This is a genomic window from Wenzhouxiangella sp. XN201, from assembly GCF_011008905.1.
In the GTDB taxonomy this organism is placed as follows: Bacteria; Pseudomonadota; Gammaproteobacteria; order Xanthomonadales; family Wenzhouxiangellaceae; genus Wenzhouxiangella.
In genome coordinates, this window is record NZ_JAAIVI010000017.1 from 1,670,296 (window position 1) to 1,694,632 (window position 24,337).

Annotated in this window: 14 protein-coding genes and 1 tRNA gene; 9 read left to right on the forward strand and 6 right to left on the reverse strand. The window is 63.3% G+C overall.

Translation table 11 applies throughout. From position 1 onward, the window contains the following. Window positions 1-3: 3 nt before the first annotated feature. Window positions 4-486, forward strand: a complete 483-nt coding sequence (locus G4Y73_RS14270) for a potassium channel family protein (RefSeq protein ID WP_164231013.1) — start codon at window positions 4-6, stop codon at window positions 484-486. Window position 487: 1 nt separating this feature from the next. On the opposite strand, the gene G4Y73_RS07945 is transcribed toward G4Y73_RS14270, so the two are convergent. After that, window positions 488-1,300 carry an SDR family NAD(P)-dependent oxidoreductase gene (locus G4Y73_RS07945; RefSeq protein ID WP_164231014.1) on the reverse strand — a complete coding sequence of 271 codons (813 nt, stop codon included), beginning with the start codon at window positions 1,298-1,300 and terminating at the stop codon, window positions 488-490. Between the two features lie 53 nt (window positions 1,301-1,353). Here G4Y73_RS07945 and corA point away from each other — a divergent pair, with 53 nt between their 5' ends. The 5 genes from corA (at window position 1,354) to G4Y73_RS07970 (ending at window position 7,984) form a co-directional block, all read left to right on the forward strand. Next, window positions 1,354-2,493 carry a magnesium/cobalt transporter CorA gene (gene corA, locus G4Y73_RS07950; RefSeq protein ID WP_164231015.1) on the forward strand — a complete coding sequence of 380 codons (1,140 nt, stop codon included), beginning with the start codon at window positions 1,354-1,356 and terminating at the stop codon, window positions 2,491-2,493. 812 nt (window positions 2,494-3,305) lie between these two features. Continuing rightward, window positions 3,306-4,601 (forward strand): MFS transporter, encoded by a 1,296-nt coding sequence (locus G4Y73_RS07955; protein ID WP_164231253.1) that lies wholly within the window; start codon window positions 3,306-3,308, stop codon window positions 4,599-4,601. 192 nt (window positions 4,602-4,793) lie between these two features. Then, window positions 4,794-5,564, forward strand: a complete 771-nt coding sequence (locus tag G4Y73_RS07960; protein WP_164231016.1) for a cobalamin-binding protein — start codon at window positions 4,794-4,796, stop codon at window positions 5,562-5,564. Window positions 5,565-6,092: 528 nt separating this feature from the next. Beyond that, window positions 6,093-7,454, forward strand: a complete 1,362-nt coding sequence (gene rimO / locus G4Y73_RS07965; RefSeq protein WP_164231017.1) for a 30S ribosomal protein S12 methylthiotransferase RimO — start codon at window positions 6,093-6,095, stop codon at window positions 7,452-7,454. Between the two features lie 44 nt (window positions 7,455-7,498). Continuing rightward, window positions 7,499-7,984, forward strand: coding sequence for a hypothetical protein (locus tag G4Y73_RS07970; RefSeq protein ID WP_164231018.1), 486 nt, complete (start codon window positions 7,499-7,501; stop codon window positions 7,982-7,984). Window positions 7,985-8,030: 46 nt separating this feature from the next. On the opposite strand, the gene G4Y73_RS07975 is transcribed toward G4Y73_RS07970, so the two are convergent. The 5 genes from G4Y73_RS07975 to G4Y73_RS07995 form a co-directional block, all read right to left on the reverse strand. Continuing rightward, entirely contained in the window at window positions 8,031-11,345 is a 3,315-nt protein-coding gene (locus G4Y73_RS07975; protein WP_164231019.1) for an amidohydrolase family protein, read from the reverse strand. 123 nt (window positions 11,346-11,468) lie between these two features. Then, window positions 11,469-12,422, reverse strand: a complete 954-nt coding sequence (locus G4Y73_RS07980; protein ID WP_205596517.1) for a 5'-nucleotidase — start codon at window positions 12,420-12,422, stop codon at window positions 11,469-11,471. Window positions 12,423-12,630: 208 nt separating this feature from the next. Further along, a complete protein-coding gene (locus G4Y73_RS07985) occupies window positions 12,631-13,389 on the reverse strand; it encodes an NAD kinase (RefSeq protein ID WP_164231021.1) in 759 nt (252 codons plus the stop codon). Between the two features lie 275 nt (window positions 13,390-13,664). Continuing rightward, window positions 13,665-18,611: an NAD-glutamate dehydrogenase domain-containing protein gene (locus G4Y73_RS07990; protein ID WP_164231022.1), complete on the reverse strand. Its 4,947-nt coding sequence runs from the start codon at window positions 18,609-18,611 to the stop codon at window positions 13,665-13,667. 68 nt (window positions 18,612-18,679) lie between these two features. After that, window positions 18,680-19,843 (reverse strand): acyl-CoA dehydrogenase family protein, encoded by a 1,164-nt coding sequence (locus G4Y73_RS07995; RefSeq protein WP_164231023.1) that lies wholly within the window; start codon window positions 19,841-19,843, stop codon window positions 18,680-18,682. A gap of 391 nt (window positions 19,844-20,234) precedes the next feature. Here G4Y73_RS07995 and G4Y73_RS08000 point away from each other — a divergent pair. From G4Y73_RS08000 to G4Y73_RS08010, 3 genes are all read left to right on the forward strand, one after another. After that, window positions 20,235-20,321 (forward strand) — tRNA-Leu (locus G4Y73_RS08000). A 382-nt stretch (window positions 20,322-20,703) separates the two neighbouring features. Then, window positions 20,704-22,305 carry a CRTAC1 family protein gene (locus G4Y73_RS08005; protein WP_164231024.1) on the forward strand — a complete coding sequence of 534 codons (1,602 nt, stop codon included), beginning with the start codon at window positions 20,704-20,706 and terminating at the stop codon, window positions 22,303-22,305. Window positions 22,306-22,312: 7 nt separating this feature from the next. Then, window positions 22,313-24,223, forward strand: coding sequence for a vanadium-dependent haloperoxidase (locus tag G4Y73_RS08010; RefSeq protein WP_164231025.1), 1,911 nt, complete (start codon window positions 22,313-22,315; stop codon window positions 24,221-24,223). Window positions 24,224-24,337 lie beyond the last annotated feature (114 nt).

The window sequence follows — 24,337 nt, forward strand, 5'->3', positions numbered from 1 at the left end:
GACGTGAGTGAGATCGGCAGCGCGGAATGGACCGTCGCCCTGACCACGCTCGTGGTGGTCATGCTGGCAATATTCTTTCACTTCGAAGTCATTGCGGCGCTCAATCGCTGGGGAGCAGGCAAACGCCTGAGTAACCGGGGAGGCAGGCACCATCACCACCGCCCCACCCTGCTGCTGGTCATGTTCGCCCTGCTGCTGGCCCACATCGCCGAAATCTGGCTGTTCGGCCTGGCCTACTGGGGCCTTCTGTCGTATTCGGAACTCGGCGCCATCGTGGGTTACGACTCGCTGAGTTTTCTCGATTGCGTCTACTTTTCGGCAACCACTTACACCACCGTGGGCTGGGGCGACCTGTTCGCCGTCGGGCCGGTGCGTTTCCTCGCCGGCACCGAGGCCCTGGTGGGATTCATGCTGATTACCTGGTCGGCGTCGTTTGTCTACCTGATCATGGCCCGCACCTGGGGTGAAGCAGACAACGGACTTTGATTCAGGCTCGGTGCCGCATCGCCTTGCGCACACTGCGCATGATCATTCGATGGTACAGCTCGGGGAACCAGCGCTTGATCCACCAGAGCCAGCGCGTGTTGCCGTGGGTCAACAGCATGAATCGCCGCTTGCCGACAGCGCCAAACACCGTTTCGGCAACGTCCTCCACAGTGACGCCCGAAGTGTCCATCCAACGCTCAACACGCTTGTGGTAGCCGTCGGGCGCGCGCATGGTTTGGGTCAGGTTGGTCCGCACGAACGCCGGACACAGAACGGAAACATGCACGCCGGCCGGCGCCAGTTCAGTTCGCAGCATCTCGGACATCGCAATCACCCCGGCCTTGGCCGTGCCGTAGGCGTTGATCTGGGGAGCGCCAGCCAGGCCCGCAAATGACGACACGTTGACGACATGGCCGTGACCCTGTTCGCGCAGCATCGGCGCGAAGGCCTTGCAGCCCCAGACCACCCCCATCAGGTCGATATCGATTACCCAGCGCCAGTCTTCGGCCGGCGTGTCCTCGAGCGAACCGCCGACCGCTACCCCGGCGTTATTGACCAGCAAATCGAGTCGGCCGCGCGTTTCGCGCACATGCTCGACCAGCGCCTGCCATTGTTCTGGCTCGGTTACGTCCAGGGCCACCGCCTCGTTACCCTCACCCAGTGATTCGGCGACCCGGCGGGCCACATCGATATTGCGGTCGGCAATGATGACCTGCCATCCGCCAGCTGCGAATCGCCGTGCCATGGCCTCGCCCAGCCCCGAAGCTGCGCCGGTGATCAGCGCGGTATGATGCTTTTGTGTCGATTCGTCCATGGCGGCATTCTCGGCGAGGACGTTTACCAAAACAAGTTCAGGGAGATCGTGCCATGAGCCTCACGGACCAGCTCAACCACCTCCAGGACCTGGGCAAGCGATTCGTGCGTCAGCTCGTCCAGCTGCCGGCCCACCACCTGCTGGGTCTGACCCTTGCCGGTGCCCGCCGCCCACCCGGCACGGTACCCGGCACCCTGTTCATCGATCCCGACGCCATGCCGACCCGGATGACGGTGGTCTGTTTTCGCGGCAGCGAAGTCGAAACCCTGCGCAACCCCGATCTGGCAAGCCTGCGCCGCGCACGGACACAGTGTGAACGCATCTGGGTCGATGTCACCGGGTTCGGCAGCGACGAACTGCTCAAGGCCATCGGCCAGGAATTCGCGCTGCATCCGATGATGCTCGCCGACCTGGTCAACCGCGAGCCGCAGACCAAGACCGACAGCGCCGACGGCACCCACCTGATCGTCACCCAGGTCCCCCAGCTCGACCCCGAAAGCGGCCAGCCCGGGCTCGACACGCTGGGACTGGCGCTGGGGGACGGCTGGCTGTTGAGCTTTCGGGCGCGACAGAGCGCGCTGTTTGCACCCATTCACGATCGACTCGGGCGCCCCGAAAGCCGACTGCGCACCGACCCGCTCGACTACCTGGGCTATGCCCTGCTCGACGTAGCCATCGACAGTCTGTTTCCGGTGCTGGAAGCCGTTGCCGCACGCATCGACCAGACCGAGGACGAGGTCCTCGACGGCCGCGGCGAGGATATCCTGCCCGCCATCCACGACCAGCGCCGCGCCCTGATCGCGCTCGGCCGCTTGTGCTGGCGCCAACGCGACCTGCTCTCGCGCCTGCTACGTGAGGAAACGGTATTTCGCCAGGAACTGCGCATCTACCTGCAGGATGTCCACGATCGGACGATCCAGCTGCAGGACATGGTCGACGCCACCCGTGAGCTGTCCGCCAGCCTGATCGAGCTGCACATGTCACTCAGCGCTCAGAGCAGCAACAAGGCCATGCAGACCCTGACGGTCATGGCCAGCATTTTCATTCCCCTGACCTTCATGGCCGGCATATACGGTATGAACTTCGAGTACATGCCCGAACTGGACTGGGAGTGGGGTTATTTCGGACTGCTGGGACTGATGGGCGTCATCGGCCTCGGGCTCTATATCTGGTTCCGCCGCCGCTTCCTCTAGGTGTTGTGTTGCTGCCACCGGGGGCCTCGACAAGTCACAGGCGGTTTCGCCAGCCTGCTGCACAGGCGCTCGATTGGCTAACGCCACTGGTCGCTGTGCGAACCTCGACAAGTCAAAGGCGTTTCGCCCGGCTTGCTTCGCAAGCTCTTTGGGCGAGGTACTTTTGTCGGTTGCAACAAAAGTACCCAAAAGTGCGCTTAAAAGACGCGGTTGGTCCGCAGGACCAGTTGGCCCAAGGGCTTAACGGAGATACCGCTTTTGCCTTCGCGATGGCTCGGTCGTGAAACATGACGTTTTCGATAGAGTCTGGGCGTAGCCCGCACCCACACAGCACGACCTCGATCGGGGTCGGCTTCGATTGAGGGTGGTACAGAGTCCAAGGGTAGGACGCCACTCGAAGTCGGAGTGCCAGATGCGGGCCTTAGCAGGCGTCATCGCAAGCCAGCATGTTCCGCAGCCGGTCCCAAGCAAAGCCCCAGTCACAGTCTGTGAAGCCACTCCGCTTAGATATTTCAGAGACGTAACCGTCATCTTTTAAGCGCATTTTTTGGGTACTTTTTTGGCGCGACAAAAAAGTACCTCGCCGCAAGTGCGCGCGAAGCGCGCCGGGCGAAACCGCCTTTGACTTGTCGAGGCCCGCCAACCCGGCGGTAGCAACGCATAAGCCAGCGGCAGCGAGTTGACGAACCACCCTGCGAAGCAGGCAGGCGCGCCAGCCCCCACTGCGTTACCCTCAACTCCAGTTCCGCAGGAACCCGAAACAAGTGGTCACCCGAAAACGCGCACCAGCGAAGGAAATCTTCGGCTGGGCGATGTTCGACTTCGCCAACCAGGCCTACACGCTGTTGATCATCACGGTGGTCTTCGGCGACCTGTTTACGCGTGTGATCGTCGGCGATGCGCCCGACTACCGCCTGGGAAACCTGCTGTGGAGCATCGCCCTGGCCATCTCCTACGCCCTGGTAGTCGTGGCCAATCCAATCTGTGGCGCCATCATGGACCACGGCCGGCGGCGCAAGGCCTTCCTCTTCACCAGCTATCTGCTGACCGTAGCGGCAACCGCGCTGCTGTGGTTGGTCGAACCGGGCTGGATCACGACCGCGATGATCCTGATCATCGTCTCGAACTTCGCCTACGCCATTGGCGAGGGCTTTATCGCCAGCTTCCTGCCCGGCCTCGGCCCGCGCAAGGACCTGGGATGGATATCGGGCCTGGGCTGGGCACTGGGCTATGTCGGCGGCCTGGTCTCGACCGCTTTCGCCCTGCTCTTTCTGGGCGAGGTCAGCCTCGCCAACTACGACAATGTGCGCTGGGTCGGACCCTTCGCCGCCGTGTTCTTTCTCCTGACCGCCATTCCAACCTTCCTGTGGGTGCGCGATCGGGGCCGGCAAAGGGAACTCGGACCCGGCGACAGCGCGGTCAAGGCCGGCTTTCGGCGCCTGGCCAATACCTTCGCCCACGTGGCGCACTTCCCCGACCTGCGCTGGCTGCTGATCTCGATCTTCTTCAAGATGGCCGGTATCTACATCATCATCAGCTTCGCCTTTATCTACGGTGCCCAGGTGATCGGCTGGGACGAGTCGATCCGGATCGCCATGTTCGTCACCGTCCAGGTTACCGCCGCACTCGGCGCAGTCATCTTCGGCCTGCTGCAGCAGCGCCTGGGTGCCCGGCTGACCTACCTGCTGACGCTGTTCCTGTGGCTGATCGCCATTACCGCCATATGGCAGACACCCACCGTCGCCAGGCTGGCCGGGGAGTGGTTCGAGCTTAACTGGCAGGCCCAGCACGTTTTCCTGTTCGCCGGCCTGCTCGCGGGACTGAGCCTGGGCTCGTCGCAATCGGCCGGTCGCACCCTGGTCGGCACGCTCACGCCGCGCGGCAAGGCCGCCGAGTTCTTCGGCTTCTGGGGTACCGCCGGCAAGCTCGCCGCCATCTTCGGCATCCTGGGCCTGGGGCTGCTCCAGGCCTGGCTGGGTCTGGCCACCGCCATCGTATTCTGTCTGGTGCTATTTGCCGCGGCGATCGTGGCGGCCTGGCCGATCAACGAGGCCAGAGGACATCGCGCAGCAGATACTTGGCAAGAGCGGACTTCGGTTAAGTCGTGATTCATTGGGCCTCACGCAGAGACGCAGAGAACGCGGAGTTCGCAGAGAAAAACAGATCGAAAGTTGGAAAAGATCAGAACAAGTTGTTTTATCATTCCTCCATCAACCGGTCTTTCTCTTTTTCCCTGCGTCCTCTGCGTCTCTGCGACTCTGCGTGAGACCGTGCCACCCGCAAAGCCCGATCGTAGACCAATGCGTATTATCAGCCACACCTGCTCGAATACCGAGATCGTCTGCACCCTGGGCCGGGTCGACTGGCTGGTGGGGGTCGACGATCATTCCGATTACCCGCCCGAGGTGGTCGAGCGCCTGCCGCGGATCGGGCCGGATCTCGACGTGGACGTGGAGAAGATCCTCGCCCTCGAGCCGGACCTGGTCATCACCTCGCTGACCGTGCCCGGACACGAACGCTGCCTGGAACGCATGGAAAAAGCCGGGCTGCCCCTGCTGGTCACCCGGCCGCACCGCCTGGCGGACGTGGCTGAAGATATCCGGCGTATCGGCGAGGCCATCAATGCCGATTCCGCGGCCGCAGAATGGGCCGGGCGGTTCGAGCAGGCGCTGAACCGGCAACCCCCGCCCGGCAGTCCGGTCCCCATCCTGGTCGAATGGTGGCCCAAACCCGTGATCGTCCCCGGACGGGATTCCTGGGTCAACGAAATGCTCGCGCTTGCCGGTGCGGTCAACCCGTGGGCCGACCAGCCGGCCGAAAGCCTGGAAGTGAGTACCGAAATGGTTCGGGACGCCGCTCCCCAAGCCATCGTCATGAGTTGGTGCGGGGTGGACGAGGCGAAATATCGCCCGCATATCGTGCGCCGCCGTGAAGGCTGGGAGGCGGTTCCTGCGATTGCCCATGACCGGATCTTTGCGATCAGTGAAGCGTGGTTGGGGCGGCCGGGGCCGCGGTTGCTCGACGGTATCGAACTTCTGCGCCGTGTCGTTCAGGGTGTGGGGGCGGGGTGACGAGCGGCGGTGGCAATTCGCGGGAGCGGGGCGAACGCCGCCCGATCAACTGCTAGCCCAGGGGCTTTTTCGTGCCGACCTTATCAGGCACCATCGAATTCAAGCGCAGTTGACCTTGGTCAGCGTGGGCCCATGCTGAAAGTGCGGAGGGGTTTGTGCCGGTATCCGCGCCCCGCTCCCGCGAATTGCCACCCCCACTCGTCACCTTGGCAGGTTTGGAGTGGCTTCATGGCGGGCTTCGGCCAGCGCATTGCCCATCCAATCAGCCTCCTCCAACATGTCAGCACCGGGTGGTGTCGTGCAAAATGCCGCGGGAAGCACTCGGCGGAAATCTCCCAATTATCCGCGCCTGCCGCTCCAAAAAACCAGGATTGAAAGCAACAGGCCACCAGCGTGCAGCCTTCATAATCTCGCTGGCACCCAAACGCCCCCACGGCCAGACGAGCCCATAGCGCCGCAAGCGCTTCCCGCGGCATTTTGCACGGCACCACCCGGTGCCGCCCCAACAACCGGGTAGAATACGCCGCCATGAACCAACCCGATGCTGAACACCGCCCGAGCGTGGGCCTGGTCTCCCTGGGCTGCCCCAAGGCCCTGGTCGATTCCGAGGAGATCGTCTCGCGCCTGAAGAGCGAAGGCTACGATATCGCGGCCGACTACCAGCAGGCCGACCTGGTGGTGGTCAACACCTGCGGCTTCATCGACTCGGCCAAGGCCGAGTCACTGGAGAGCATCGGTGAGGCGCTGGAGGCCAACGGCAAGGTATTGGTCACGGGTTGCATGGGTGCAAAACCCGAAGACATCACCCGGATTCATCCCAAGGTGCTCGGCGTGACCGGACCACACCAGGCCGAAGCGGTGGTGACCACGGTCAACCAGCACCTGCCGCGCCCCCACGATCCGCGCTTCGACCTGGTGCCCCCCGGCGGCCTGAAACTCACGCCACAGCACTACGCATATCTAAAGATTTCAGAGGGTTGCAACCACAAGTGCAGTTTTTGCATTATCCCGTCGATGCGTGGCCGACTGGTCAGCCGGCCCCTGGGAATGATCATGCGCGAGGCCGAGCAACTGGCCGACCGGGGCGTACAGGAACTGCTCGTGATCAGCCAGGACACCAGCGCCTATGGCGTCGACCTGAAATACCAGACCGACTACTGGCACGGGCGCGAATACGAAAGCCGAATCTACGACCTGTGCGACGCACTGGGCGAGCTCGGCATCTGGGTGCGGCTGCACTACGTCTACCCCTACCCGCACGTCGACAAGCTCATTGGACTGATGAACGCCGGGCGCATCCTGCCCTACCTCGACATCCCGTTCCAGCATGCCAGCCATCGTGTGCTCAAGGCCATGAAACGCCCGGCCGCGGCCGAAAACACGCTCGAGCGCGTCCACCGCTGGCGACGGGAATGCCCCGAACTGGTCATCCGCTCGACCTTCATCGTCGGCTTTCCGGGCGAGACCGAAAATGACTTCCAGGAACTGCTCGACTGGCTCGATGAGGCCCAGCTCGACCGCGTCGGCTGCTTCACCTACTCACCCGTGGCCGGCGCGCGGGCCAACGAACTGCCCGATGCCGTACCCGCCGAAGTGGCCCAAGAACGCTGGCATCGCTTCATGCAGCATCAGTCCGCCATCAGCGCGCAACGCCTGAGACGGCGCATCGACAGCGTCGAACCGGTGCTGATCGACGCGATCGAAGGATCGACCGCCATCGGTCGCAGCTACGGCGACGCGCCCGAGATCGACGGCCAGGTGGTCATCACCAATGCCGGGTCCGTGGGCCCGGGGGATGCCGTCATGGTCCACATCACGCGCGCCGACCAGCACGACCTGTACGGCGAAATGGTCGATGAGTCGGAACTGAGCCGGCTCAAGGCCATCTAAAGCCCGTGCATCGATTTTTGACAGACCCAATCATGGAGAAAGCAGTGAAAAAGACCTTCAGCATACTCAGCGTACTCGTCCTGGCCGTTGCCTGCGGTCAGAGCGAAGAGCCTGCAGTGGAAGCCGAGACCGAAGCGGCGCAGGAGCAGTCGACCGACAGCGACCGCGAGATTCGGCGCAGCGCCGAGCGCGAGGAGCCCGCGGAACTGCCGCGGCGCGATCAGGTCGATCCCGAGAAGAAGATTCCCCGCATGGAAGGGGAAGCGGAAGAGGAAGGTTACGGGCTCACGATGGTGGTCGACGGTTCCTCGCCGCAGGCCTTCCAGGAAAGCCTCGAGCTGATTGCCATGGACACCACATCCTCGCAGTATCAGCAGCTCGATGCAGCACTGCGTTACCTTGGCACCTACGACTCGTCTGCCTGGGGCGGGGGCATGTCGGCGCTGTACAAGTCCCTCGACGGCATGACCGGCGAGGAAATTATCCAGCGCGCTCAGGAAATGCGGCAGGAACGCCGCAACCGCCAGTAGCCGTTACATACCCCGCCGGCCGCGCGGCCGGCGGGGTCGTCCGGCATCAGTGATGATGCCAGCCGTGCTGCCGGCCGAGACTCTCGATGTAGTCCATCGTCTCCGGCATCCAGGCATCGCCACCTTCCTGCTCGAAGAACAACGCATCGCGCTCGACCTGCTCGGGGGCGACCTGATTCATCGTGGACGCCTCGTAAAGACGGCCATTGAGCATGGTGTAGACCACGTTCTGGCTCTGCTCGATGTCGGCGAGCACATCGCCGTCAACAACGATCAGGTCGGCCAGCTTGCCCGACTCGATTGAACCGATGTCGTTTTCCATGCCGAAGTACTCGGCACCGTCGATGGTCGCGCCGCGCAGGGCTTCCCAGGGCGAGAAGCCGCCCTGCACCATCGCCCACATCTCCCAGTGCGCGCCCAGGCCTGCTAGCTGGCCGTGTGCGCCGATCACCACCGGAATACCCAGTTCGTTGAAGTCCTTGGCCTGTTCGGCCACGAAAACGTGGTTGTAGTGCTCATCCGGCGCGGTCGGGCGGCGGATCGAGCGCGGGTAGACGATGAACTTCGGCACGAAATTCAGCAGGCGTTCGTTCTTCCAGACCTCATAGCGATCGTAGAAGTATTCCTCGCCCATCAGGCCGCCGTAGGCAACGACGAAGGTGGGTGAATAGACCACTTCGGTCTGGCTCCAGAGCTGGCGAATGTCGTCATAGGCGGTCTTGATCGACAGGCTGTGTTCCAGGCCGGTATGACCGTCGACGATGTGGTTGAGGTTCTGCTCCAGTCGCATGCCGCCCTCGGGCACCACCATCACATCGAGATTGCGCCCGGCTTCGAGCACTTGCTGGCGCTGGTCGCGTCGGAGATAGTTGTAGCTCTTGACCGAGATCGCGCCCAGTTCCTTCTGACGACGGACGTGGAATTCAGCGTCCTCGTAAGAACCGACCTTGGCAGTCGCCCCCGGCGCGAGCGCGCCGTAGAGAATCCGGCCGGTCGACCAGATGCGGGGCGCCAGCACCTTGCCGGCCCGCTGCAACTCGGCCATCGAAAAGATGGCGGCATTGTCGTTGGAGGGATCGTGAATCGAGGTCACGCCGAAGGCCAGATTGGCCATCTGCGCCCAGTTCTGCTGCGGCGTGAGCTGGCGCGAGCTCATCGGGCCATGGGCATGGGCATCGAGCAGTCCGGGCAGAATGGTCTTTCCGGCAACATTGATGGTCTCGAAGCCCGACGGGATATCGATCTCGTCACGGGCGCCCACCGCGCGGATGCGATGGCCTTCGACCAGCACCACGCCGTCTTCGATCACTTCCTGCTCTTCGGCCGCATTGCGCATGGTCACGACGCGCGCACCGACCAGGGCGATGCGCCCGTCGTGACGATCGGACTCGACCTCGAAGCCCAACTCAAGGCCCTCGGTTTCCGGTTCGGGCAATTCCTCGGGCGCCCCTTCGAGGAAGGCGAAGGCGTCGCTCAATTCGCGCCGGTAGAGCGTGGCCCCGTGCGACCAGCCGATGGCCGAGCTGTCAGCATCGAAATGCAGGTGGTCGCCGGCCCGCGCCGAGACCTGGCGGACGGGGAACGCCGTCGCATCGCCGCCCAGGGTGATCTTGCCGCCAGCGGGAAAGAACGGTGCGACGTAGGCGTTGTAGTGCTCGGTAAAGGCGACCCAGCGCCCATCGGGTGAAACCTGGTACTCGGTGATCCACTTGCCCTGCAGATGTTCGCGCGGATCGTTGCCGTCCAGGTTGACACTGCTGAGCGTCAATCCATCGCCGCTGCCCTGCGAAAACAGCACGCGCTCGCCGTCGGGCGAGAACTGCGGATTGCTGCCGGTTTCGTGCACCCGCCGCATGCCGCCGTCGTCGGCGTCGGCGACGTAAAGACCGGTGCGCTCGGACCAGGCTGGCGAAGTCAGGTAGCCGCCGGTTGTGCGCACGAACACCACCTGCTCGCCGTTGGAGGAAAACGACGGCTCGATGTAGTGACCCGGCTCGTCGGTCAGGGTGCGGGTACGACCCCGTCCAACCGGAGTGATTCGCACCGTACCCAGGTCCTCGTCATGCCAGGTGGTGTAGACCACCGAACGGCTATCGGGTGAAAAGCGCGGGTAAAACTCCCAGTGTTCGTCCTGATCGGTCAGGCGGCGCCGGGTATCGCCCTCGAAATCGTGCAGCCAAAGATAGCCCAGGGCCTGGTAAACCGCATAGCGGCCATCCGGGCTGCGTTGCGTCCAGCGCGCCATGCGCACCGGGAAGGTATCCGGCGAGACTTCGACCGAGCGCTTGAGCGCCGGATGAATCTGCTTTTCGGCTACCACACGCACATCGATCTGCTCGTGCGAGCCGTCGTTACCGATACGATGGAACTTGCCACCGGTCCAGACCACGATCGACTCGCCGTCCGGCGTCCAGGAAAAGCCCGGGAAGTTGCCCATGTCGCCGGAGGTTTCCTGCTTGTCGCGCTCGAGCTGGGTGAACAGGGTGCGCTCGATACCCGACTCCAGATCCTTGACCATCAGGCGCGAGGTCAGCTCGGTGGGATTGCGGCGCACGAAGGCAAGCTGCTCGCCGTCAGGCGAGAGTACCGGCCGGATCGCACCGCCGGGTCCGGAGACGACGGTTTCGGTTTCACCGGTTTCGCGGTCCAGGCGTCGAATCGCGAAGATGCCCTGGTTGGCGTCCTTGTTGTATTCCCAGGTCGAGCCGGGCGTCATGTCCTGGCTGAAGTAGACGTAGCGTCCGTCGTTCGAAAACTCCGGCTCGGCAATGTTCTTCTGCGAATCTTCGCCGTGCAGGCGATCGACCAGCACCACGCCCTTGCCGCCGCCGCGGTGGTACATCCAGATCGAACCGGCCGGGATGGACCGCTGCGAGACATAACCCTTGCGGGCGGCGATGTAGTCGCCGTCCGGCGACCAGGCCGGGTTGTGCAGCAGATGCTCGGTTTCGTCCGTGACCTGCGACAGGTTGGAGCCGTCAGCATCCATGATCCAGACGTTCTCGGCGCCGTCACGGTCGGAAATGAAAGCGATCTTTTCCCCGTCCGGGCTGTAGCGCGGCTGGAAATTCCAGGCCAGGTCGCTGGTCAGCGCGCTCGCTTCGCCGCCGCCGATGGGGACGGTGTAGATGTCGCCGAGCATGTGGAAAACCAGCGTTTCACCGTCGGGATGGACGTCGACGTCCGACCAGGTCACCTCGTCGGTATCGATGGTAATCGTCTCCCAGTCGCCCGGCGGTTCGGTCACCGACCAGTCGGCGTAAGGACCTTCCTCGGCTTCGTCACTGTCCCCGTTTTCCTGCGCCGCAAGCGGCAATGCCAGGGTCAACAGGAGCAGTGTCAGTATCAATTTCTGGAGCATGTATGGCTTCCTTGGTTTCAAGAGATCAATCAGAAATAATTCAACCACGGAAAGCAGCGAATACACGGAAGAATCGATCTCAAAACATTCTCTTCCGTGCTTTCAGTGTCTTCTGTGGTTCCTTCATTCCTTTCCTTCGCTTACATCCGATGACGGCTCGTTGGCGACGCCGTGCGGCACGTGGCCGGTGGCCACTTCGCGACTGGCCAGGGAGCAGTGTACCGTCTGATCGTCGAAGAAGATGTCGGCACCGAAGGAACGCAGGTACGGCGCCTTTTCGCGCCCGCCCAGGAACATCGCCTCGTCGACGCGGATGCCCCAGGCGCGCAGGGTCATGATCACACGCTTGTGGGCCGGGGCCGATCGGGCCGTAATCAGCGCCGTGCGAATCGGATTCTCCTCCATCGGATAGGCCGACTGGATGCGCTGAATGCCCTCGAGCACCGGCTTGAACGGACCGGCGGCCAGCGGGTTCATGGCAGCGCGCTTTTCGCTGTCGGAGAAGGCCTCCAGGCCGTGTTCCTTGTAGATCCGCTCGGCCTCGTCGGAAAAGATCACCGCGTCGCCGTCGAACGCCAGGCGGAGCTGACTCGAGCGGTTCTCGCGAATCGCCGACGGCAGGATGGTGGCAGCGGCGTAGCCGGCCATCAGCACGCGCCGGACATCGTCGTCGTTGGCCGAAAGAAAAAGCTGGGCGCCGGAGGGCTCGATATAGTCGGCCGGACTGGCGCCGTTGGTGAACACCGCGCGCTGGATGTCCAGCCCGTAGTGTTCGATCGAGTTGAAGATGCGGAGACCGGAGTCGGCACTGTTGCGCGACATCAGCACCACCTCCACGCCGGGGTGGTCCATGCCGTCGTCGTTGAGCCCCAGCAGCTTTTCGGCCAGGTGAAAGGCCACGCCCTTGCCCAGAATCTCATTCTCGTGCTCGCGCTGATACGCCATGTAGCGCGCCAGACCCTCCTTCTCGAACACCCGGTGCGAGGCATCAAGGTCGAACAGGGCTCGCGAAGAGATCCCGATGATCAGGGGGCCGGGCTGGTTGGCTTCGGGCGTCGTGTTCGCGTTCTCGGGCATGGGAGGCATTATAACGGGCGGGGTGTTTGGTTGGCTGGTTGGCTGGTTGGCTGGTTGTTCTGTCATCCCGGAAAGCGCGCAGCGCTTATCCGGGATCTCGCAACTGTCAGATTGCAATCAGGCTGGCCGTGCTGATCCTCTACGTGCGAGATCCCGGCTCAGGGCCGGGATGACAAAGCGGGGCTAAGCAAGCAAACCAGCCAACGCTTTACTGGAAAAACTGCTCGGAGAGGATGCGCTCTTCCAGCGAATGCTCGGGGTCGAACAGGAGCCGGTGGGTGATATGGCGCTGCTGGCGGACATCGACGTGGGTGACGTGGCGAAACTCGTCGTAGTCGGCGGTGGCGCTGACCGGGCGGCGTTCGGGTTGCAGCACTTCCAGGCGGACCTCGGCCGTGGCGGGCAGGATCGCGCCTTGCCAGCGGCGCGGGCGAAAGGGGGAGATGGGCGTGAGCACCACGGCTTCGGTACCCAATGGCAGGATCGGGCCGTGCGCGGAGAGATTGTAGGCGGTCGATCCGGCGGCGGTGGCCAGCAGCACGCCGTCGGCAACCAGCCGTTCGACGCGTTCGCGGCCGTTGACCAGGATGCGGATATGTGCGGCCTGGTTGGTCTGGCGCAGCAATGCGACTTCGTTGATGGCCACGGCACGATGTGACTCGCCCTGCTCGTTCGTGGCGACCATCTCGAGCGGATTGAGGACGACTTCACGCGCTCCGGCAATACGCTCGGGCAGGTCGTCCTCGCCAAAGCGGTTCATCAGGAAACCGACCTCGCCCAGTCGCATGCCAAACACCGGCAGGTTGCGGTCGACGTGCTCGTGCAGGGTATGCAGCATGAAGCCGTCCCCGCCAAGCACCACCAGCACCTCCGCCTCGTCCAACTCGACATCGCCATAGCGCTCCCGCAGCTTCTTCGCCGCGTCCTGCGAGGCGGGGTGGGCGCTGGCGAGGATCGAAAACTTCATCGGAGTCGTTTAGCCGTTTCGTCTATTGGTCGCTTTGTCATCCCGGAAACCGCGAAGCGGTTATCCGGGATCTCGCACCTGACCGATAGCATGGCATATCTCAGGCCGTCCCGAAACTTTGCGTGCGGGGTCCCGGATAATCGCGTTCGCGATTTCCGGGACGACAAGGTGTTAGCCAGCCGCTGGGTAACCACCACTCACTCCGCGGCGAAGCCGCCCCGCCGAGGGATCCGCGCCGAACTAGCTAACCAGCGAACAAGCCAACCAGCAAACGTTTACTCGGAAGTCGCATGCAGCAACTGGCCGAGTCCATTGACCGCCACCTGCAGCGTCGGGTAGTCGCGCGATGCCGTGTTGCGCATCTCCTCGAGCATCAGGCTGATGCGCTCGACCGCCTCGTGGTGACTCGCCATCCAGGTCTTGACCGGCTCCTTTTCCCCGGCAGTCTCGCGCAGGATACGGCGGGTCAGGTCGCGGTGGTGGCGGTAGAGATCGTCGCGCAGGTGGCCGCGGGCATGGGCGTGCCACTGTCGTTCGACCGACAGATCCTCGATCTGCGCACGCAGCCACTTCAGGCAAAGGAAATCGAACAGGCGGAAGTACACGCGGGCAACTTCCTCGACTTCCATGTCCTGCATGCGCGCCTCGTCGACGATATCCAGCGCCGAGTAGACGAAGCGCAGACCAGCCACTTCGCGTGCCACGTCCTCGGTGAACCCGGCCTCGACCAGCTCGGCCTGGCGCGAATCCAGCGCTTCCTTGAGCTCACCGTGCAGCATGTCGGGCAACACTTCGAGGTAGCGGCGAATACCCGGCGCGAATCGCTCGACCTTGCTGGAAATGTCGATGGCGTAACCTCCAGGCAGCGTAATCAGCCGGCGCGTGACCTGGCGGAGCAGATTCCACATTTCCAGCTGTGCCTCGAGCTGCAGCCGCGCCGGCACCTGGTTGTCGAGCGACTCGATCTTCTGCCAGAAATCGCGTGCGGCAAAGATTTCTCGCGCCACCGTATAGGCCTTGGCCACCATGGCTGAATTGGCGCCGGTATCCTCGCGGATACGCATCACGAAAGGCGCGCCCATGCGGTTGACGATGCTGTTGGTGACCCGGGTGGCGATGATCTCGCGCCACAGGCGGTGGTCCGGCATCAATTCGCCGAAGCGCTCGCGAAGCGGCGTCGGAAAATAGTCCTTGAGCTCGGCCGAGAGGTAGGGGTCCTCGGGCACGTCGGAGTCGAGCAGATCCTGGTAAAGCGTGATCTTGCTGTAGGACAAGAGCAGCGACAGCTCCGGCCGGGTCAGGCCCTGGCCACGGGCGACGCGTTCGCGCAGTTCCTCGTCATCGGGCAAATGCTCGAGATCGCGATCGATGATGTCCTGGTGCTCGAGTACGGCGATGAAATGCGCCTCGGCCCCCAGGCGGTCGCTGGTGATCGACTCCATCATGCTCAGTGCCTGGTTCTGCAGGTAGTTCGATCTCAGCACCAGGTCGCTGACCTCGTCGGTCATCTCCGCCAGCAGTTCATTGCGTTCGTCCAGCTCGATCAGATCGCGCTCGACCGCCTCGTTGAGCAGGATCTTGATGTTGACCTCGTGGTCGGAACAGTCAACGCCGGCGGAGTTGTCGATGAAATCGGTGTTGATACGACCGTCGACCATGGCGTACTCGATGCGTCCAAGCTGGGTCAGGCCCAGGTTACCGCCCTCACCGACCACACGCGCGCCGATCTCACGGCCATTGATGCGCACCAGGTTGTTGGCCAGGTCGCCGACGTCGGAATGCGCCTCGCGCTCGCCCTTGACGTAAGTACCGATACCGCCGTTCCACAGCAGGTCGGCCGGTGCCTTGAGCATGGCCTTGATCAGATCATGCGGCGCCAGCGCCGTCTCCTCGATTCCCAGCCACTCGCGCACCTCCTCGGAGAGCTCGATCGACTTGGCCTGACGCGAGAACACGCCGCCGCCTTTCGAAATCAGCTTTTCGTCGTAGTCGGCCCAGGTCGAGCGCGGCAGTTCGAACAGGCGCTTGCGTTCCTCGAAGCTCTTCGCCGCGTCCGGCTCCGGGTCGAGGAAGATATGCATGTGGTTGAAGGCGGCCTTGAGCCGGATGTGTTCGGACAGCAGCATGCCGTTGCCGAACACATCGCCGGCCATGTCGCCGATGCCGACCACGGTGAAGTCCTCGTTCTGGGTATCCAGGCCCAGTTCGCGGAAATGGCGTTTGACCGACTCCCAGGCGCCCTTGGCGGTAATGCCCATCTTCTTGTGGTCGTAGCCGTTGGAACCGCCCGAGGCAAAGGCATCGCCCAGCCAGAAGCCGTGCTCGGCCGAGATCGCATTGGCGATATCGGAAAAGGTCGCTGTACCCTTGTCGGCGGCCACCACCAGGTAGGGATCGTCGTCGTCGTGGCGCACCACCTCGCGCGGTGGCAACAGCTCATCGCCGTTGAGGTTGTCGGTGATGTCGAGCAGGCCGTTGATGAAGCTTCGGTAGCAGTACACCACTTCGGCCATGACGGCGTCACGGTCATCGCCCTCGGGCAGCTGCTTGGCGACGAAACCGCCCTTGGCGCCGACCGGCACGATCATGGTGTTCTTCACGCTCTGGGCGCGCATCAGGCCGAGCACCTCGGTGCGGAAATCCTCACGCCGATCGGACCAGCGCAGGCCGCCGCGGGCCACCGGACCGCCGCGCAGGTGGATCCCTTCAACCCGTGGCGAGTACACCCAGATCTCGCGCCAGGGGCGCGGCTGCGGCAACTCCGGCACGATCGAGGAGTCCAGTTTGAAGCTGGCATATTCATGCCACTCGCCCCGCGCGTCGCGCTGGTAGACGTTGGTTCGCAGCATTGAGCGAATCAGATCGTAGAAGGCCCGCAGGATGCGATCCTGGTCGGCGGAACTGACACTGTCGACCGCACGCAGGATGGCCTTGCGGACGACCATGGCGCCGCGATCGGGCTGGTCGGCGCCACGGGCCTTGCAGACGTTGCCCAGGTATTCATGGAGCACCTCGTCGTCGTATGTCTCTGCAAGCTCCTCGCAGACTTCCCGCAGGCGCTTGCTGGCAGCCGCGTGCTGCTGCTTGCCGCCGGTCTCGCGCGACGGATCGAAGCGCAACTCGAAATATTCAACCAGCAGCCGGGCGACCAGCGGCCAGGTGGCCAGGGTCTGCTCCATGTAGTTCTGCGAGAACGGCATGCCCGTCTGCAACAGGTACTTGGAGCAGGCGCGCAGCAGGTTGACCTGGCGCCAATCCAGACCGGCGAGCATGACCAGGCGGTTGAAGCCATCGTTCTCGCAGCGTCGGCGCCAGATCTGCTCGAACGCTTCCTGGAACTTGTCGCGCACCCGGTCGAGCTGGATGTCGCGATCCCCCGGTGGACGCATGTCGAAGTCCTGGATCCACACCCGATGTCCGTCGGAGACGGTCAGCTCATAAGGCCGCTCGGAGACGATGCGCATGCCCAGGTTCTCGAGCATGGGCAGGACGTCGGACAGCGGCAACGGATCGCCGTGCTTGAAGACCTTGAAGCGCAGCAGGCCGTCGCCGCGCTTGCGCGGCTTGTACAGGCTCATGCGCAGGTCGTCGAGATCGCGCAGCTTCGAGACCTTGACCACGTCGTAACCAGCCACATGCGGCGAAACGTCATCGACGTAGGACACCGGAAACGCCTTGCCGAAACGCCGTGCCAGCTCGAGACCATGTTCCTCGCCGTGATCGCGGATCAGGATATCGGTCAGGTCGTCTTCCCAGGAACGGATCGCCTGCTTGATCCTGTTTTCGATCGCTTCGATGTCGAAGTCGACGGTGGCGTCGCCCTTCGGACGTACCACCAGATGCACGCGGGCGAGCTTGGACTCGCCCACCTGCACGGCGAAGTCCAGGCGCTCGCCCTTGAGCGCGCGCTTGAGAATCGACTGGATCTTTTCGCGGTTTTCGGTGTTGAAGCGATCGCGCGGAATGAACACCAGGCAGGAGAAGAAGCGGCCAAAGCGTTCGCGCCGGATGAACAGCCGGGTCTGACTGCGCTCCTGCAGGTCGAGAATGCCCATGGCCATTTCCAGCAACTCCTCGCTGGAGGCCTGGAAAAGCTCGTCGCGCGGCAGGGTTTCGAGGATGTGCATCAGGGCCTTGCCGGCGTGGCTGCCAGACTGTAGTCCGGACATTTCGACCACATCCGCGACCTTGCGTCGCACCAGCGGCGTGTCCTGGCAGCGGCGGATGTAGGCGCCCGACGTGAACATCCCGATCAGGCGCTTTTCACCAGTGACCGTGCCGTCTTCATCAAAATACAGAACCGAAATGTAGTCCATGTAGCCACCGCGGTGCACGCTGGAGGTGGCATTGGTCTTGGTGATGATGATCGGGTCGTCGGGACTCGGGTTCTCACTGCCGCGACCCAGCTCCTCGAGCGGCCGCACCGGTGTATCGCGATGTGACGGGTGCATGATGCCCAGGCCGCTGTCGGCAATCGCCCGCAGCACCCAGCCCCCCGTGCCTTTCTCGATCACGTACTCGCGATAGCCCAGGAAAGTGAAGTGGTCATCGGCCAGCCACTCGAAGAAATCACGGGCTTCCTGGCGGGCTTCGTCGGACAGGTAAGCGTGAGACTTCGGCAGTTCGGCGGCAATCTCGCGCGAGCGCGCCAGCATCGGCTTCCAGTCGGCCACGGCCCGGCGCACATCGGCCAGCGCGGAGAGAATTCGCGTCTCGATCTTCGCCAGCATTTCCGGATAGTTCTGGCGGTCGACCTGCAGGTGCATCATCGACTCGGCCTGGCCGGTATCGGTATCGCCGTCGTCGATCAGTCGCAGCAGATGCCCGCCCTGATCGCGCACCACGCGCATCACCGGGTGGATGATCAGGTGCGCCGAAATGCCCAGCTCGGACAGGGCCAGGACCACCGAGTCGACCAGGAAAGGCATGTCGACATTGACGATCTCGATGACGGTGTGGGTCGACTCCCAGCCGTGCCGCTCGACGTTCGGGTTGTAGACCCGGAAGCGGATTTCGTCACCGACGCGCTGGCGGGCAAAATCCAGAAAACCACCGGCCAGGGCGGCCAGGTCATCGGTCGACATCTCGGCCAGCTCGGCCGTCGGCATCCGGCGGAAGAAGCGACGCGCGAATTCGGCATCGTGTTCACCGCCGTCGCGACGACCGATCTGCGTGGTCACTTCTTCAAGAATCGCCTGCTTCTGTTCGCTGCTGTAGCTCATCCGAACCAATCCATCGTTAACGATTCACCGTCTACTACCCCCGGGAAAGCGCGCCTTGCCGAGCCAGCCTAACGCAGACCCGTGGCTGATCTCGCGATCACCATGCGCTGGATTTCGCTGGTGCCCTCGTAGATCTCGGTGATCTTGGCATCGCGGAAATAGCGCTCGACCGGCATTTCCTTGCTGTAGCCCATGCCGCCGTGGATCTGAACCGCCTGGTGGGCGATCCACATCGCCGCCTCGGAAGCGAACAGCTTGGCCATCGACCCCTCGGTGGTGAATCGACCGCCGCTCTTCGCCACCTGCATCTTGGTCCAGGCGGCCTTGAGCGTCAGTAGCCGCGCGGCTTCCAGGCGCGTTTTCATGTCGGCCAGCTTGGACTGGATCATCTGGAACGTGCCGATTTCCCGGCCAAAGGCCTTGCGCTCCTGTGCATATTCCACGCTCGCCTCGTAGGCCGCCTGGGCAATGCCAACAGCCTGGGCGGCAATGCCGATGCGACCGGCATCGAGCACGCCCATGGCGATCTTGAAGCCCTGTCCTTCTTCGCCCAGGCGGTTTTCGACCGGGCACTGGTAGTCGGTCAGCTCGATCTCGCAGGTGGCCGAGGCACGGATGCCGAGCTTGGGCTCGAGCTTGCCGCGGTGAAAGCCTTCCTTGTCAGCGTCGATGATGAAGGCGGTCACGCCCTTGGCGCCGGCGTCCGGATCGGTCACGGCGAACAGCACCAGGTAGCGCGCCACCGGTCCGGAGGTGATCCACGACTTGCGTGCGTTGATCACGTAGTGGCTGCCGTCTTCGCTGAGCACGGCGCGCGACTTCATGCTGGCCGCGTCCGAACCCGAAGACGGCTCGGTCAGTGCGTAGGCGCCGATTTCCTCACCGGAGGCCACGGCGCGCACGTAGGTCTGCTTCTGGTCTTCCGTACCGTGCTTGAGAATGCCGTTGCAGAACAGCGAGTTATTGACCGACATGATGGTGCCGTGGGCGGCGTCGGCGGCCGAGATCTCGGTCATCGCCAGCGTATAGCCGATGGTGTCCAGGCCGGCCCCGCCGTACTCCTCGGGCACCTCGATGCCCATCAGGCCGAGCTCGCCCATGCGCTTGATGGTAGCCATGGGAAACTCGCCCGAGGCGTCGAATTCGTGCGCGATCGGCGCAATTTCCTCCCGCGCGAAGTCGCGCGCAGCAGCCTGGATCATCTGCTGCTCGTCGGTCAGTTGGAAGTCCATTGGGAATCATTTCCTGACAAGTGAATTCAGGCACCGGATTATACTCTCCCCGACCGTCAAAGGCAGGCAAACGGCCCGGCCCAGGCCCCGATCGGACCCGCCAAATGGGCCCAAGGAAAATCTTGAGCGCCCCCGCAGCTCGATGCCCCGAATGCGAACTGCTTCACGAAGCGTGAAAATCGCCCTTGACAGTGCCTGAGCGCCCCGTACAATCTTAGTTTCCGGACCGGGGTTCCCCCCTTCCCCATCCGGATCGTGGCCCAGGTTCCCCCCTTGCCTGGGCCACACCTAACACGGCGGCCGGAGCTCCCGCACTCCGGCCGCCTTCTTTTTGGCCAGACAAAACTTGGAAAACCCCGGCGGCTTGCACTATAATGCCGCGCTCCCACCAGCCCAGGTGGCGGAATTGGTAGACGCGCTAGCTTCAGGTGCTAGTATCCGAAAGGATGTGGGAGTTCGAGTCTCCCCCTGGGCACCATTAGATCCCCCACGACCCTCAGCCAGGTGCACCTGAAGCGACTTGAACAAATCGCGCAGCAGGTGCGGCTTTGTGCGCAGCACAAAAAAGCGCCTGCGGAGCACCGCAACCGCTAGTATCCGAAAGGATGTGGGGCCTTGGAGCACCTTCCAGGCGCCCAGAGCATCTCCCCACAGAGAACCCCCGAGATACGGATCTGATTCCGATCACGGAGTCAGTACGGCTTCGCGCAAAGCGCGGAGAAGTGCTGACGGAGTTCCGACCCAGCTCGAGTCTCCCCCTGGGCACCACCCCCCAATCCAGTCGCCCCGGACATCGCAGATTGCGCAACACGCCAAACCTGAGTCACAATCCCCGCCTCCCCCCATCAGGACTCACCTGAGTGAAACGCTTGTTGATCTGCGCGGTGATCGCTTCATCCGCCACCGCTTTACCGGCGCAGGCCGCCTGGGAAGGCTTCGACCAGGTGCAGCCGATCAACAGCGGCCTGTCGGCCCCGTTTCAGCTCGACGCCAGCTATGTCACACCGTGGCATGTTGGCGGCGCGTCCGCCGGGGATGTCGACGACGACGGCCTGGTCGATGTCATTTTGCTGCGTGGGGACAACCCGCCGCGCCTTTTCATTAACCAGGGCGACGGCAAGTTCGTGGACCGCACCACGGCTGCGGGACTGGTCGGGATCGACGGTATCCCCAACGGTGCCGTGCTGGCCGATGTCGACGGCGACGGCACGCTCGACCTGCTGCTCGGTGGAATCCGGGAGGGCACCGGCCCGGAACAGGAAACCACCCCCATACGCCTGTTTCTCAACGACGGCCAGGGCATGTTCACCGACGCCACCGCCGCCAGCCAGCTCACCTCGTCCATGGATGCCCACTCCATGGCCCTGGCCGATATCGACAGCGACGGCCATCTCGACCTGGCCGTGGCCTACTGGCAGGCCGGCGGCGAAGGTGGCACGGCCGCGGGCCATCTTTGGCGCAATCTCGGCAATGGGCAGTTCGAGGACGTCAGCATCCAGGCCGGCGTCGGCCCCTTCAATGTCGACAAGACATTCCACTTCACACCCAATTTCACCGATATCGACGGCGACGGCGATCCCGACCTGCTGATAGCCGCCGACTTCGAGAATTCGCGCGTTTTCAAGAACAACGGCGACGGCACGTTCTCCGACACCACGGATTCCAACGTGATCACCGACGAAAACGGCATGGGCGCGACCGTCGGCGATTTTGACAACGACGGTCATATGGACTGGTTCGTCACCAGCATCTGGGACGATGAGATCAGCCCTCACTACGGCACCACCGGCAACCGCCTCTACCGCGGTCTCGGTGATGGCAGCTTCGAAGACGTCACCGACACGGCCGGTGTGCGCGAGGGCGACTGGGGCTGGGGTACCTGTGCTGCGGATTTTGACAACGACGGCTGGCTGGACCTGTTCATGGTCAATGGCTACCAGGGCCACAATCCGAAGTTCGCCGACAACCCGGCCCGGCTGTACATGAACAACGGTGACGGCAGCTTCACCGAAAAAGCCGTCGCGATGGGCATTGATTCAGGAGGCCAGGGCCGCGCCGTGGTCTGCTTCGACTCGAACAACAACGGCCAGATCGACGTGATCGTGCAGCGAAACAGCCCCCTCGGCGGCGGTAGCGTCGAGCCCGAGTTCTATCGGAATCAGGGCCACCCCGACCACCACTGGCTGCGGGTCCGGCTGCGCGACATCGGACCCAACCGACTCGCGGTGGGCGCGCGCCTGGAGTTGACTGCGGGTGGCGCGACCCAGGTGCGCGAGATTCGCGCCGGTAATAACTACCTTTCCGGCGAACCGATCGAGGCTCATTTCGGCCTGGGCAACGCCGCTACTGCCGACCTGACCATTCGCTGGCCCGACGGCACCGAAACAAGCCAATCCGGGATCGAGGCCAATCAGATCCTCACCCTGGACCGGGCCATCATCTTCAGCAACCGATTTGAATGAGGACCTAATGCGGACATTGACTGCGGTTTTGTTGGCCGGGCTGCTCATTGCAGCCCAGCCTGCCCAGGCCGGGGATTTTTCCGGCCACTCAGTCGCCCGACAGTGGAACGAGGCCCTGCTCGACGCGATTCGCAACGATTTTGCCCGCCCGGTCGTCCATGCGCGCAACCTCTACCACGCCTCGGTCGCCATGTGGGATGCCTGGGCAGCTTTCGATTCGCGGGCCGATGGCGTCCTGCACCTGGAGTCCATGAGCGCGGGCTCTATCGAGGAGGCACGCAACGAAGCCATCAGCCATGCCGTTCACAAGCTACTGCAGCACCGCTTTGCCCTCTCGCCCGGTAACGACACCGTGGATCCGGACGATCCCGAAAAGACCAGCAACAAACTCGAGGCCCTGATGGTCTCGCTCGGATACGATCCGGATTTCAACGACCCACATGAGGATTCTCCGCGCGGACTGGGCATCCGCATCGCCGATACCTTGATCGACTACGGCCTCGACGACGGCGCCAATGAATCCAATGCCTACAGCAACCGCTTCTACCAGCCGATCAACGATCCGCTCAACCTAGATGAGCCTGGAAACGCGGCCATGATCGACCCCAACCGCTGGCAGCCGCTGCAGCGCTCCGAAGGTTTTGTCGACCAGAGCGGCAACCAGGTCGGCGACGCACAGAACTTCCTGGGTGCCGAGTGGGGGCAGGTGCTGCCCTTTGCCCTGGACGAGTCGAACCTCGACATTCATCCGGCCGGCTCGGGCAATGAATACTGGGTCTACCACGACCCCGGTCCGCCGCCGATGCTAACCAACGACCCGGGCGCGGACTCCACCGTCGAATACAAGGCCAACTTCGTCGGCGTGATTGAGTTCTCGAGCATGCTTGACCCGAGCGACGGCGAGGAAATGGACATCAGCCCGGCCAGCATGGGAAACAGCACGCTCGGCACCAACGACGGAACCGGATATTCCACCAACCCCTACACCGGCGCGCCCTATGAACCGCAGCCTGTACTCCGCGGTGACTACTACCGCGCCATCGCCGAGTTCTGGGCCGACGGACCCGCCTCGGAAACACCGCCCGGCCACTGGTTCACACTGCTCAACTCAGTCAATGACGACCCGTTGCTCGAACGACGTATCGGCGGCGAGGGCGACCTGGTCGACCCCCTGGAATGGGACGTCAAGGCCTACCTGGCCCTGGGCGGCGCCATGCACGATGCCGCCGTCAGTTCCTGGGGCATCAAGGGCTATCATGACGCCGTGCGGCCGATCGCGGCGATTCGCTACATGGCCAGCAGGGGCCAATCCACCGACCTGGCCGACCCTTCATATGACCCGGAGGGCTTGCCGCTAGTACCCGGCCTGATCGAACTGATTACAGCCGACAGCGTGAATAACCATCACGCTCACCTCGCCGACCATATCGGCGAAATCGCCATCCGCGCCTGGCGCGGCCACGGCCACGACCCGGAAACCGAGACCGCCGGAGTCGGCTGGATCCGCGCCCAAGCCTGGTGGCCGTACCAGCAGCCGGATTTTGTCACGCCACCGTTTGCCGGCTATGTATCCGGGCACAGTACCTTCAGCCGGGCCGCAGCACAGGTGCTCACCCGCCTGACCGGCGACGAATTCTTTCCGGGAGGCCTGGGCGAGTACTGCGTGGCGCAGGACAGCTTCCTGAGCTTTGAACTCGGCCCCAGCCAGGACATGTGCCTGCAGTGGGCCCGCTACTACGACGCCGCCGACGAGAGCGGCCGATCACGCATCTACGGCGGCATCCACCCCGAATTCGACGACCTACCGGGTCGCGTCATCGGCCAGACCGTCGGGAATGATGCCTGGAATCTGGCTCGCCGTTATTTTAGGGGAGATATCCACCTACTGTTCCGGGACTCATTCGAAGTGAGAGAGTGAATCAAGCCCTTCCGGCAATCCAGAACAAGGCAAGAAAAAAGGTGCTGGAGGTCGGGCCTCCAGCACCTTTCACAACCTCGCAAGCAGGTTTGATGCAGCCGCAGGAAAGGTACT

What these genes read in the sequence shown, in the direction of transcription:
- G4Y73_RS07945 (WP_164231014.1), bottom strand. Translation starts at nt 1,300, where the DNA reads ATGGACGAATCGACACAAAAGCATCATACCGCGCTGATCACCGGCGCA.
- corA (WP_164231015.1), top strand. Translation starts at nt 1,354, where the DNA reads ATGAGCCTCACGGACCAGCTCAACCACCTCCAGGACCTGGGCAAGCGA.
- G4Y73_RS07955 (WP_164231253.1), top strand. Translation starts at nt 3,306, where the DNA reads ATGTTCGACTTCGCCAACCAGGCCTACACGCTGTTGATCATCACGGTG.
- G4Y73_RS07960 (WP_164231016.1), top strand. Translation starts at nt 4,794, where the DNA reads ATGCGTATTATCAGCCACACCTGCTCGAATACCGAGATCGTCTGCACC.
- rimO (WP_164231017.1), top strand. Translation starts at nt 6,093, where the DNA reads ATGAACCAACCCGATGCTGAACACCGCCCGAGCGTGGGCCTGGTCTCC.
- G4Y73_RS07975 (WP_164231019.1), bottom strand. Translation starts at nt 11,345, where the DNA reads ATGCTCCAGAAATTGATACTGACACTGCTCCTGTTGACCCTGGCATTG.
- G4Y73_RS07980 (WP_205596517.1), bottom strand. Translation starts at nt 12,422, where the DNA reads ATGCCCGAGAACGCGAACACGACGCCCGAAGCCAACCAGCCCGGCCCC.
- G4Y73_RS07985 (WP_164231021.1), bottom strand. Translation starts at nt 13,389, where the DNA reads ATGAAGTTTTCGATCCTCGCCAGCGCCCACCCCGCCTCGCAGGACGCG.
- G4Y73_RS07990 (WP_164231022.1), bottom strand. Translation starts at nt 18,611, where the DNA reads ATGAGCTACAGCAGCGAACAGAAGCAGGCGATTCTTGAAGAAGTGACC.
- G4Y73_RS07995 (WP_164231023.1), bottom strand. Translation starts at nt 19,843, where the DNA reads ATGGACTTCCAACTGACCGACGAGCAGCAGATGATCCAGGCTGCTGCG.
- G4Y73_RS08010 (WP_164231025.1), top strand. Translation starts at nt 22,313, where the DNA reads ATGCGGACATTGACTGCGGTTTTGTTGGCCGGGCTGCTCATTGCAGCC.